The following is an 11716-nucleotide window of genomic DNA, read 5'->3' on the forward strand; positions in this document are numbered from 1 at the left end:
CGAATGGTTTGCCGAGGAAGCCAAGCGCGTCAACGGCGAGACCCTGCCCCAGTTCGACAACAACCGCCGCCTGATGGTCATCAAGCAGCCGATCGGCGTGTGCGCAGCCATCACGCCCTGGAACTTCCCGCTCGCCATGATCACCCGCAAAGTCGCCCCGGCTCTCGCCGCCGGCTGCCCCGTGGTCATCAAGCCGGCCGAGCTCACACCGCTGACGGCCCTGGCCGCCGCCGAACTGGCCATTCGCGCCGGCATCCCGGCCGGCGTGCTCAACGTGCTGACAGCCGACAGCGCCAATAGCATTGCCGTGGGCAAGGTGTTCTGCGCCAGCGACGTGGTGCGCCACATCAGCTTCACCGGCTCCACCGAAGTCGGCCGCATCCTGATGGCCCAGAGCGCGCCTTCAATCAAGAAGCTGGCACTGGAGCTGGGCGGCAATGCCCCCTTCATTGTGTTTGACGACGCCGACGTGGACTCGGCCGTGGAAGGCGCCATGGCCAGCAAATACCGAAACGCCGGCCAGACCTGCGTTTGCGCCAACCGCATTTATGTGCAGGACGGCGTGTACGACCAGTTTGTCGAAAAATTCGCCTCCAAGGTCAAGCAGCTGAAAGTCGGCAACGGCTTTGAGGACGGCGTGGTGCAAGGCCCGCTGATTGAGGACGCCGCTGTCGACAAGGTGCAGCGCCATGTGGATGACGCAATGGCCAAAGGCGGTAAGCTGCTCGCGGGCGGCCACAAGATCAAGGGCCAGTTTTTTGAGCCAACCGTGATCTCTGAAGCCACCGCCGACATGCTCTGCGCCCGCGAAGAAACCTTCGGCCCTTTCGCGCCGGTGTTCCGCTTCCAGAAAGAGCAGGAGGCGATTGATGCCGCCAACAACACCGAATTTGGCCTGGCCAGCTATTTTTACAGCCGCGACATCGGCCGCATTTACCGCGTGGCAGAGGCACTCGAATACGGCATGGTCGGCATCAATGCCGGCGTGATCGCGACCGAACACGTGCCCTTCGGCGGCGTGAAGCAGTCGGGCCTGGGTCGCGAGGGCTCCCGCCACGGCATGGAAGAGTACCTCGAGATGAAGTACCTGTGCCTCGGGGACATCCAGCGCTGAGCTGAACCGCCACACATCCGCAACCGCCCTTACCACTGAAGAATMCATGCGCCTGCTGCTTGTGGAAGACGAAGCCGAGATGGCCTCGTGGCTGGTGCGCGCATTCAAGCAAAGCGGCTTTGTGCCCGACCATGCGTCGGACGCCGGCACCGCCGAGTCGCTGTTGGCCGGCAATGACTACGACGCGATCGTGCTCGACCTGCGGCTGCCCGACAAACACGGGCTGAACCTGCTGGCCGACATTCGCAAGGCAGGCAACCGCACGCCCGTGCTGGTGCTGACCGCGCAGGGCTCGCTTCAAGACCGGGTCAAAGGCCTGAACGTCGGCGCTGACGACTTCCTGACCAAACCCTTTGCGATTGAAGAGCTCGAGGCCCGCATCGCCGCGCTGGTTCGGCGCAGCCGGGGACGCTCGCACGCGCCGCTGCAGTGCGGTTCGCTCTCATGCGCCCACGACAGCCGCGCCTTCACATTGGCCGGCACGCTGCTGCAGCTCACGCCGCGCGAAGGCGCCGCGTTGTCGGTGCTGCTGGCGCGCAGCGGCTCGCCGGTAGAAAAGTCGCAACTCTCGGCCAAGGTGTTTCCGGCCGACAGCAATGCAGGCCCTGACGCCATTGAGCTGGTGCTGCACCGGCTGCGCCGCAAGCTCGACGGCGGCGACGTGCGCATCGTCACCGTGCGCGGCCTGGGCTACATGCTGGAGGCCATCGCGCATGACATCGCGCATGAAGATACTGCGGGCTGACCCGGACCGCTTCGGCATACGCGCACGCCTGTTGACGCTGCTGCTCCCGGCCATCCTGGGCTTGCTGGCCCTGGACAGCTGGAACGACTACCGCGCACTACGCAGCCAGGTGCAGGACGCTTACGACCAGGCCATGCTCGAATCCGTCCATGTGCTGCGCGGCAGTCTGTCGGTGGGTCCGGACGGCTTGCTGCACCTGAACGCGCCATTGGCGGTACAGGCGGTGGTCGATGCCGCCGGCCCGCTGCAAAAGTACCTGCATATCGGATTGACGCCGCAAGGGGCGGGTTCTGCAAGTGAGGTGACCTTGCTAGGCGCAACCGACCTGCCTGCACCGCCGCAGCAGGCCCCCTCGCCCTCTTCCATCGCCTCCCCCGTGGTCTGGTACGACAGCGACTACCGGGACCATGCAGTGCGTGTGGTGGCGCTTCAAAGCAAAGTGCTTGACGAGCGTGGCCAGGCCTTTGACCTGCTGATCCAGGTGGCCGAAAGCACCGAACCACGCGACCGGGCGCAGGCGGCCACGCTGCGGCAGGAGTTGATACGCGACACCCGCATGGTGCTGGTGATGATCCTGCTGGTCTGGCTGGGTGTGACCTGGTCCCTGCGGCCGCTGGAGCGCCTGCGCAAAACCGTGTTGGAAAACAAAGGCCGCGACCTCAAGCCGCTGGACACCACCAACGTGCCGCATGAAGTGGCGCCGCTGGTCGACGCCGTCAACCAGCACCTGGCCAGCTACCGCGATTTGCTTGAGCAGCAATCGCAGTTCCTGGCCGACGCATCGCACCAGCTACGCACACCGCTGGCTATCATGCTCACGCAGGCCGGCGTCGCGCTGCGCGAAAAAGACCCTGAACTGCTTCACACGACCTTGCGCGCCATGGTCGTGCAGATCTCGCGCAGCCGGCGTCTGTGCGAGCAACTTCTGTCGCTGGCCCATGCGAGCGACGGTGCGCCATCCGAAGACGCGCCTGCCGTCGTGGACCTCAACAGCATCGCGCGGGACGTGGTGCTGCAGCACCTGGCGCTGGCCCATGAGAAAAACCAGGACCTGGGCCTGGACGCGGCTGAAGATGCACTGGTGCCCGACGCGCTGCACAAAAACCCTGCAGTCCCGGTACTGGCTCGCGGCGCCGAACTGCACGAGGCGCTGTCCAACCTGGTGCACAACGCCATTGTCTACACCCCGCCGGGTGGGCACATCACCGTGAAGGTGAGCGCCGGCGATGGCGCGGCGCTCGCCGAGGTGCGCGACGACGGCCCGGGCATAGCCAAAGCGCGGCACGCAGAAGTGTTTGAACGCTTTCATTCGGCCGGYCCGACGGAAAAAGGCGCGCGCGGCGCAGGGCTCGGTATGGCCATCGCACGCGCCTATGCCAGGCGCAACGGTGGCGACATCGAGCTGGCCGATGCTGGCTCCGGCTCAGGCTTGCGCGCCATCCTGCGGCTGCCGCTGGCGTCCGATCCCCAGGGTTGAACGCACACGGCTGAGCCGTAGCCGGCAGCGCCGCAGGCGCCACCGGCCCTGTTAGTGATAACACGTATTTTGAGTTCGGCTGCGTAAAACGAAAGCCGATTGGAAGCCTCGCTTCCTAACATCCGCTCCATCCCAAACGCCCCCAGTCGACTGCAACTTGTGCACCGGCCAAAGGCAGGGCCACCACCAAGGAGACACGGATGACTCACCCCCCGTTTGTGACAACGCCCGCAGCGGCGCAGCCATGGAGCAAACCCCTATGAACATGAAGAACCGAAACTTCGTGCGGGGCCTGTGCCTCATGGCGATCGCCCTGCTCTTTGGCGGGGTGTCGCTGAACTACTCAATAGGCGAATTAAGCCGGTCCGGACCCGGCATGTTCCCCCTGATCGTGAGCTCCCTGCTGTTTGTGATTGGCGTTCTCACGGTGGTGCGCTCGCACTTCTATGACCCTGTCCCCCTGGACTACGGCGTCAAAAATATCGCCCTCATTCTGCTGAGCCTCGTCGGGTTTGCAGTGATTTCCCACTACCTCAACATGATTCTGGCCATCATCTTTTTGGTGTTTTGTTCCACGCTTGCAGGTACGTCGTATTCCGTGGTGCGCAACATCAAGATCTCGGTGGGTCTGATCCTGGTTGCCTTTGCCTTCAAAAACTTTCTCGGCCTTAGCCTGCCTCTCTACTGATGGACATCCTGCATAACCTCTCGCTGGGTTTCGAGCATGCGCTGACCTGGCAAAACCTCCTTTATTGCGCTCTTGGCTGCACGGTGGGCACACTCATCGGGCTGCTGCCGGGACTGGGCCCTTTGTCGACCATCAGCCTGCTGCTGCCCCTGACTTATTCCATTCCCACCGGCGGAGCACTCATCATGCTGGCCGGCATTTATTACGGGGCCCAATATGGCGACAGCGTGAGCGCCATCACGATGAAGATCCCGCATGCCAGCAGCATCGTCGCCTGTATAGACGGCTACCAGATGACGCTCAAGGGGAAGACCGGCCTGGCCCTGTTCACCGCGGGCATTTCCAGCTTCATTGGCGGCACCGTGGCCATTGTGGTGCTTTCGACCCYGGCTCAACCACTGGGTGAAGTGGGCTTCCTGTTTGGGCCGGCTGACTACTGCGCTCTCATGCTGCTGGGGTTTTTCTGCGTGAGCTTTGTCAGCAGCGGCAGCCTGCTCAACGGCCTGGCCATGGCCATGGTCGGCGTCCTGCTCGGGATGGTGGGGACCGATGTGAACAGCGGCACTGCGCGCTACACCATGGACCTGCCGTTCCTGATGGACGGGATTGGCCTGATCAGCATCGCCCTGGGCTGCTTCGGTATTGCGGAGGTGGTGAAAAATCTCGACAACAAAAACGTCCTCACGCCGTTCAACGGCGAGATCAAGCTCATGCCGACCTGGCCCGAGTTCAAGCGCATCATCCCCAGCGCCCTGCGCGGCAGCATCATCGGCTCGATCCTGGGCATACTGCCCGGCGGCGGCCCCACGATTGCCCAGTTCGCCGCCTATGCCGCCGACAAGAAGTTCAGCAAGTACAAGCATGAGATCGGCACCGGCTGCATCGAAGGCGTGGCCGGGCAGGCCGCCGCCGACGAGGCCGCCGCACGCACCAGTTTTATCCCGCTGATGGCCATCGGCATTCCCGAAAATGCCGTCATGGCGCTGATGATGGCTGCTTTCGTCATCAAGGGGATCCAGCCCGGCCCCAACATGATCGCCAGCCACCCCGACTTGTTCTGGGGTCTGGTGGGCTATTTGTTTTTGCGCCTGGAGATGGAGGCCGCACCACTCCTTCTGGGTTTCATTCTGGGACCCATGCTGGAGGAAAATTTCCGCCGCGCCATGCTTCTCAGCCGGGGTAGTTTTAGCGTCTTCGTCAATCGACCCATCAGCGGAACCTTGCTGGCCATGATCGGAACTCTGGTCGTGTGGCAGGTCGTGGTGTTTGTCCGGAAGCTGATCAAGGCGCCCGACCATCACATCCACTCGGACGGCAATGCACCCGCCGTGCCGCTACCCGCAACCGGTGGTAAGTGAGGTCGACGTGAGGCAAAAGCAGTAGAGCCCGCCGGTTCTCCCCCGAYCCTGAAAGCCCCCAAGCCTCTCACGAGCCTGGGGGCTTGTTTCATACGGCCGTTGTGTTGAAATGAGCCCTCCCCCTCAGGAGACCTTTCACCATGAACCGCAGACTCTTCATCCAGGCCGGGGCCGTCGGCTCGCTGGCCCTTGCCGCTCCTTTTTTGATAGCTGCTCGCGCACAACCAGCGGGCGCCACGGGCACAAAACGTCAGGGAATCGTGATCCAGGTCAGCGACAACGACCCGGCCAAGTGGAACCTGGCGCTGAACAACGCCAAAAACCTGCAGGACGACGTGGGCGCCGCCAACGTCGACATTGAAATCGTCGCCTACGGGCCCGGCATCAGCATGCTCAAGCTCGAATCACCGACCGGCTCCCGTATCGCCGACGCCGCCAAAGCCGGCATCAAGGTCACCGCCTGCGAAAACACCATGCGCGGCCAGAAGTTGAGCAAGGACGACATGCTGGCCGGCATCAGCTATGTGCCCGCCGGCGTCACCGAGATCATGAAGAAGCAGCACGAAGGCTGGGCTTACCTGCGGCCTTGATCGACAGCTCAGGTTGGCTGGCTCCGCCCGGCGGCCGCTTCTATAATCGACAGAGTCGCGGGTGTAGTTCAATGGCAGAACGGCAGCTTCCCAAGCTTCATACGAGGGTTCGATTCCCTTCACCCGCTCCAGCTTCCGCACCAAATGGCTTGCCGCGCCTGGTCAGCTTACGCATTGCCACGCCGCTTCATCCATCTCATCAGGCTGCCGACCACGGGCAGCTTTTCATAGAGTTCTTCAGCCGCGTCCCAGTAGTCGCGGTGCAGCGTGATGCGGCCTTCGCCGTCCAGCACCAGGTGCGAGCCGCCCAGTATGCACTGCGCCCTTCCCCGCTGAAAACGTTTGAAGGCAAAGTGGAATTCCCAGGTCAGGAAGCATTGCGTGCCTTGCACGATGCGCCCGGTGATGACGAAGCGCGGGTTGTCCACGCTCGCATACATGTGACGAAAAATGCGCTGAATTTCGGCCAGGCCTTGCACGTCGTTGAACGGGTCCTTGAAGCGCACGTCGGGGGCGTAGATGGCGCCCAGCGTTTCCACGCCCGCGGGGGTGAGGGTCTGGAAGGTGTCTGCAATGCGGTCGACGGCGTAGTTGGCGAAGTTCATGGATTTCTAGGCCTGCCTGAGGCGGCGGGTCGCCGCGAAAAATAGGAAATAGGGCAAAAGCCGCAGGGCTTTCATCCAGAGGGTAAAGCGTTTGGGGAAGTGGATTTCAAATTCTCCGCGTGCCCAGCCCCGCAGTATTTCGCTCGCCRCCTGTTCTGGGCTGATCAAGGCGGGCATTTTGAACTGGTTCTGTTGCGTCAGCGGTGTGTTGACAAAGCCGGGGTTGATCAGCGAGACACCGACACCCTGGGCGTGCAGGTCCAGGTACAGGGTCTCGGCGAGGTTGATGAGCGCGGCCTTGGTGGGACCGTAGGCCAGGCTGTTGGGCAGGCCCCGGTAGCCGGCCACGCTGCCCATGAGGCTGATGTGGCCGCGCTGGCCGGTGCGCGTATCCGGCTGTCGCGCCAGCAGCTGCGGCACCACGGCGTCGAGCATGTAGAGCGCGCCCAGGTAATTGACTTCGTTGTGGCGCAGCAGGTCGGCCAGGTCCATGTGGGCGGCGTCCATGGCGTGGTAGTGGCCCGCGCAGTACACGACGCAGTCCAACGCATCCTGCGCGGCCAGAGTTGAGGCCGCGGCCTTCACTGCGCTCGCGTCGGTGACGTCCAGCGGCAGGGCCAGGGCGCCGGGGTGGGCGTCGGCGAAGGCGTTGAGCGCATCCGCGCCGCGGGCCGACACCACCACCTTCGCGCCCCGGGCGTGCAGCGCCGAAGCGGTGGCCCGTCCTATGCCGGTGGATGCGCCTACCAGCCAGACCGTGCGGCCGCGCCAGTCCGCGATGCGGGAGTTAAGTGCCATGGTGCTTACCGTTTGATGAAGGACAGCGTCACTTCGCCCAGGCCCACACCCCACTTGCGCATGGCGGCCTTGTTGAGCATGACTTTGTCGTTCATGAGGTACACCCAGTCGTCAAACTGCACCTCGATCACCCTGCCGTCCACCGGCAAGGCAAGGGTGTAAGCCCAGTTGAACGCATTGCCGCTTTGCCGGCCCTCGGCGGTGCCGACCACGTCGTCGGCCTGGCCGGTGTAGCGGCCGTCGGCGTGGCGCGTGAGGCGCCAGATACGCCGCTGGGTCGTGCCGTCGGAATAGCTGAAGGCTTCGTCGAGCACGCCGGCGTCGCCCTTCCAGGTGCAGGTCATCACCACACTAAAGCGCTTGACGACCTTGCCGGAGCGGTCGGTGAAGATGCCGTAGGCGTCGAGCGTGCCGTTGAAGTAGTCGCGCAGTTCCAGCACCGGGGTTTCCCTGGCGTAGTCCCGGACTTGCGGCGTGCTGCATGCGCCCAGCAAGGCGACGCACACGATGGCGGCGAGAAGGCGTGAGCGGTGGAAAAAAGTGCGTTGTGTCATGGGGTGTGCGGCTGGGCCGTGGTTGGGAGGATGAAAAAATGGAGCGCGCCGGCCGCCAGGGCTTTGAGCGCGCAGGGCAGGAGGCAGTAGGCGGCGGTGAGCAGGGCGGAAGCGTTGGCATCCCGCACGCCGGGCACATAGCCGAGCCAGCCCAGCAAAGGCAGGGCCAGGCCGGCGGCCAGCGCCAGGTTCAGCTTGGTGGCGAAGTTCCACCAGCCGAAGTAAGCCCCTTCGGCGCGGCCGCGGTCACCGGCCTTGGCGATGACGCCGGCCAGCAGCGCGCCGGGAAGGACCAGGTCACTGCCCAGGGCCGCGCCGGACAGGGAGCACACCAGCAGGAACCAGGGCGCATCGCCCGCGCCCAGCCGGCTCGCGCCCACAAAAACCGCGATGGACAGCAGCATGCCGAAACGCCAGCTGTGCGCCAGCCCCCAGCGCTTGACCCCGCGCAGCCACAGCGGCATGGACAGCGCGCCGCACACAAAGTACACAGCCAGCGCGGCGGACTGCATGGCCTCGCTGGCCAACAAACGGTCTTGCAGGAAAAACAGCACGAGCGTGGCAGGGATGGCGCTGGCGATGCCGTTAAGCAGGTAGACGCCCAGGAGGCGGAGAAAGTCGGGATTGCGCCACGGATGCCGGAGCGCGCCGGCGGTGCTGTCCGCGGCGCTTGCCGCTGCATGGCGGCGCTTGGGCCGGGGCGCCGCGCGCCAGGCCCACCAGCCGCCTGCCAGGCCGACGACCAGCAGGGCCAGCATGACGGGCACGCCCAGCAGCGCGGGCGTGACCGACGCGAGCAGCACGCCCACCAGGCCCAGCCCTTCGCGCCAGGCCACGACGCGGCTGCGATACAGCGCGTCGCCGCCCAGCATGGCGCCCCAGGACTGGTGCGCAATAGACAAAGCGCTGTAGGCCGCGTAGGTCACGACCAGCCAGAACCCCGCCCACCAGAGCAGTGTGGTGGGATCACTCACCAACGGCACAAACAAAAAAGAAAATCCCACGGCGAGAACGGCTCCCGCCAATGCGCCCATCACCAGCACGGCGCGAAGCGATACGACATAGAGTCGATCGCACAAGCGGCCCAACAACGGATCGATGACCGCATCGAGCAGGCGCGCGCCCAGGAGCACGGCGCCCAACGCCGCGAGCGAAACACCCCAATGGCGCGTGTACAGATTGGGCATCAAGACATAAAGCGGCAGGGCGCAAAACGCCAGGGGCAACCCCAGCAGGCCGTAGCGCGCCCCGCCGCTCAGACCCAGAACCCGGGGCTCCGCTTCGATGCGCGCGGCCATGGAGGGATTCATGGTGCGGCACCCACCGGGGCCGGGGATTTCTCCTGCGCCAGCAGCGCGCGGCGCATTTGCGGCTCGGAGGTTTGCGGTGACAGCCAGATGCCGAAGAAGAGTTTGGCAAACAGCGGGTCGCGCACTTCACCGAGCAGGCGGCCGTTGCTCCAGAATACCGCGCCCGTGGCGGGCTGGTGCACCCCGGTGATGCGATCGCCGGCGCCGACATCGGGGAACAGCGCACGCATCTGGTTTTCCCAGGCGGTTTCCTGCGCCGGGGTGATGGCCGCCTGGCGGCGCATCTCCGCAATGGATCGCCGGGCAATGTCGGCCCCTTTGAAGTCACGCAGGTAAGCCAGCTCCAGCGCAAACGGGCTTTTTTCATAGGCTGGCCCGTCGAATCCTGGTGCGACCCAGAGGGTCGCCCGGTAAACTTCAAGGCCCCAGAATTTCAAACCAGCCTGACCCGACAGGCTGGCCGCAGGCAAGGCGGAGCGTAGCTCTTGCGGCAGGGGCAGAGCCTGAACTTGCAAGCAAGACAAGCACCCAATGACCGCCAATATCGCGCAAGCAGATGCGTTTTTCATATCGAAAGCGCTTCAGGTTTGCGCAGGGTGTACTGCATCAGGTTGATATCACCCGTGTCAAAGGCAGCCTCACAGTAGCCCAGGTAAAACTCCCATATGCGCATAAACCGTTCGTCAAAGCCGAGCGCCGCCACCTCGGCCTTGCGGGCGATGAAGGCGTTGCGCCAGCGGCGCAGCGTCTCGGCGTAGTCCGCGCCGAAGGCGAATTCGTCCACCACCTCCAGCCCCACCGCCTGGGCCTGGCGGCGGAATTCCCGCGGGCACGGCAGGCAGCCGCCGGGAAAGATGTACTGYTGGATGAAGTCGGTCGACCCGACATAGCGGTCGAACAGTGCGTCGTTGATGACGATGCTTTGCACGCAGGCGCGCCCGCCGGGTTTGAGCAGGCGGCTCACGGCGGCAAAGTACGTGGGCCAATAGGCCTGGCCCACGGCCTCCACCATCTCGATGGAGCAGATCGCATCAAACGGCGCATCCGGGATGTCGCGGTAATCCTGCAGGCGCAGGTCGGCGCGCCCGCCCGGGCCAGTGCTCACGCCGAGGCGCTGCATGCGCGCCTCGGCATAGGCCAGCTGCTCGGTGCTCAGCGTCACGCCCACCACGGCCGCGCCGCGTTCGACGGCGGCCTGCTCGGCAAGTGCGCCCCAGCCGCAGCCGATTTCCAACACGCGATCGCCAGGCTTCACGCCGGCCATGTCCAGCGCGCGGCGCACCTTGGCGTTCTGCGCCTCGGGCAAGGAGCGCGACAGGTCGCCGTCGAACCAGGCGCCGGAGTAGTTCATTGTCTCGTCCAGCCACAGGCGGTAAAACGCGTTGCCCAGATCATAGTGGGCGTGGATGTTCTTGCGGCTGTTGGCGCGGCTGTTGTGGTGCAGCAGGTGCTTGACGCGGTACAGCAGCCGCCCGAGCCATGTGCCGAAGATCATCGCTTCGACCTCCCGGCGGTTGGCGGAGAACAGCTTGAGCAGCTGGGTCAGGTCGGGCGTGCTCCAGTCCCCGGCGATGTAGCTCTCGGCAAAGCCGATGTCGCCGGACTTGAGCGCGGCACCGAACACCTTCCAGTTGTGCAGCGTGATGCTGGCGCTGGGGTGTCCGGGCATATGCATGTCATGCTGCTGCGGGTGCTCGCCAAAGCGGCGCTGCGAGCCGTCGGGCAGGTGCAGGGTCAGCGCGCCGTGGCGCAGGTTTTGCAGCAGGCGCAGCGCGCTTCGGGCGGCGGCCGGCGCATCATTTGGAAACGCAAGACCTTGGACGGTGCGGGTAACGGCGTTCATGTCGGACTCCTGGAATGGGGCTTATGCATTGCGCGTGCGCCTCTAGCGCGAGACAAAGCTTTGCGGCGGCTCGGGTTTGCGAAAGAAAGGCACTTTTTTCAGCCACAGGCGCAGCGCCTGGACGTGGATGTGCAGCACCACGCCCAGCGTCATCGCGGGATAGCGCCACAGGGCGCCGCGCAGGACGGCGGGCGTGATGGGTTGCAGCCTGCCGCTCACGCTGGTCTGCAACACGGCGGCGCCAGCGACGATGTCGTCGTAAAAATCCACACGGGCCACCGTACGCGCCTGTTCGCCTTGTTCGCTGCGCATAAAGCGAAAGCGGTAGTGACCCTGCACCGGGTTGAAAGGGGAGACGTGAAACACCTTGTCCGCGCGCTGCTCCACGCCATAGCGCGGGGCATCCAGCACATAACAGTGCCGCTCGCCGAAGGTGTTGTTGACTTCCACCACGATGGCGCGCAGGCAGCCCTCCTGGTCGCTTGCCGCGCGGTGGCAATACCAGAAGCTCACCGGCTTGAAGGTGTAGCCCAGCACGCGCGGATAGGTGTGCAGCCAGGCCTCGCCGGTCGCGTCGTGAATGCCTTCGCGCTGCAGCACTTCGTCCAGCCAGGCGATGGCACCGCCCTGCTCC

The 11716-nt window shown here is 64.6% G+C and carries 13 protein-coding genes and 1 tRNA gene; 7 read left to right on the top strand and 7 right to left on the bottom strand.

What is annotated here, in order from left to right; translation table 11 throughout:
• From AC1DWI_RS03475 to AC1DWI_RS03505, 7 genes are all read left to right on the top strand, one after another.
• A partial coding sequence (locus AC1DWI_RS03475; RefSeq protein WP_477724383.1) for an NAD-dependent succinate-semialdehyde dehydrogenase occupies nt 1-1114 on the top strand: 1114 nt, incomplete at its 5' end.
• A gap of 46 nt (nt 1115-1160) precedes the next feature.
• Nucleotides 1161-1859, top strand: a complete 699-nt coding sequence (locus AC1DWI_RS03480; RefSeq protein ID WP_477667821.1) for a response regulator — start codon at nt 1161-1163, stop codon at nt 1857-1859.
• Entirely contained in the window at nt 1828-3336 is a 1509-nt protein-coding gene (locus AC1DWI_RS03485; protein ID WP_477667822.1) for a sensor histidine kinase, read from the top strand. Before AC1DWI_RS03480 ends, AC1DWI_RS03485 begins: the two co-directional genes overlap by 32 nt.
• Before the next feature lie 265 nt (nt 3337-3601).
• The gene (locus AC1DWI_RS03490; RefSeq protein ID WP_477668897.1) at nt 3602-4024 is read left to right on the top strand and encodes a tripartite tricarboxylate transporter TctB family protein; all 423 of its coding nucleotides are present in this window, start codon (nt 3602-3604) and stop codon (nt 4022-4024) included.
• The gene (locus AC1DWI_RS03495; protein WP_477724384.1) at nt 4024-5382 is read left to right on the top strand and encodes a tripartite tricarboxylate transporter permease; all 1359 of its coding nucleotides are present in this window, start codon (nt 4024-4026) and stop codon (nt 5380-5382) included. The genes AC1DWI_RS03490 and AC1DWI_RS03495 overlap by 1 nt, the downstream gene beginning before the upstream one ends.
• 140 nt (nt 5383-5522) lie before the next feature.
• A complete protein-coding gene (locus AC1DWI_RS03500; protein ID WP_477667824.1) occupies nt 5523-5972 on the top strand; it encodes a DsrE family protein in 450 nt (149 codons plus the stop codon).
• 57 nt (nt 5973-6029) lie between these two features.
• A tRNA-Gly gene (locus tag AC1DWI_RS03505) sits at nt 6030-6103 on the top strand.
• A 36-nt stretch (nt 6104-6139) separates the two neighbouring features.
• Here the strand turns inward: AC1DWI_RS03505 and AC1DWI_RS03510 are convergent.
• The 7 genes from AC1DWI_RS03510 to AC1DWI_RS03540 form a co-directional block, all read right to left on the bottom strand.
• Nucleotides 6140-6577 (bottom strand): nuclear transport factor 2 family protein, encoded by a 438-nt coding sequence (locus AC1DWI_RS03510; RefSeq protein ID WP_477667825.1) that lies wholly within the window; start codon nt 6575-6577, stop codon nt 6140-6142.
• Between the two features lie 6 nt (nt 6578-6583).
• The gene (locus AC1DWI_RS03515; RefSeq protein WP_477724385.1) at nt 6584-7375 is read right to left on the bottom strand and encodes an SDR family NAD(P)-dependent oxidoreductase; all 792 of its coding nucleotides are present in this window, start codon (nt 7373-7375) and stop codon (nt 6584-6586) included.
• Nucleotides 7376-7380: 5 nt separating this feature from the next.
• A complete protein-coding gene (locus tag AC1DWI_RS03520; RefSeq protein ID WP_477667827.1) occupies nt 7381-7929 on the bottom strand; it encodes a DUF3833 domain-containing protein in 549 nt (182 codons plus the stop codon).
• Nucleotides 7926-9239, bottom strand: a complete 1314-nt coding sequence (locus AC1DWI_RS03525; RefSeq protein ID WP_477667828.1) for an MFS transporter — start codon at nt 9237-9239, stop codon at nt 7926-7928. The genes AC1DWI_RS03520 and AC1DWI_RS03525 overlap by 4 nt, the downstream gene beginning before the upstream one ends.
• Nucleotides 9236-9709 carry a chalcone isomerase family protein gene (locus AC1DWI_RS03530; RefSeq protein WP_477698093.1) on the bottom strand — a complete coding sequence of 158 codons (474 nt, stop codon included), beginning with the start codon at nt 9707-9709 and terminating at the stop codon, nt 9236-9238. The genes AC1DWI_RS03525 and AC1DWI_RS03530 overlap by 4 nt, the downstream gene beginning before the upstream one ends.
• A 95-nt stretch (nt 9710-9804) precedes the next feature.
• On the bottom strand, nt 9805-11082 hold the full coding sequence (locus AC1DWI_RS03535) for a class I SAM-dependent methyltransferase (protein ID WP_477667830.1): 1278 nt from the start codon (nt 11080-11082) through the stop codon (nt 9805-9807).
• A 42-nt stretch (nt 11083-11124) separates the two neighbouring features.
• Nucleotides 11125-11716 (bottom strand): DUF1365 domain-containing protein (locus AC1DWI_RS03540; protein ID WP_477724386.1); only part of this gene is annotated, 592 nt, incomplete at its 5' end.

It is taken from the genome of Polaromonas sp. P3_C2 (assembly GCF_056402675.1).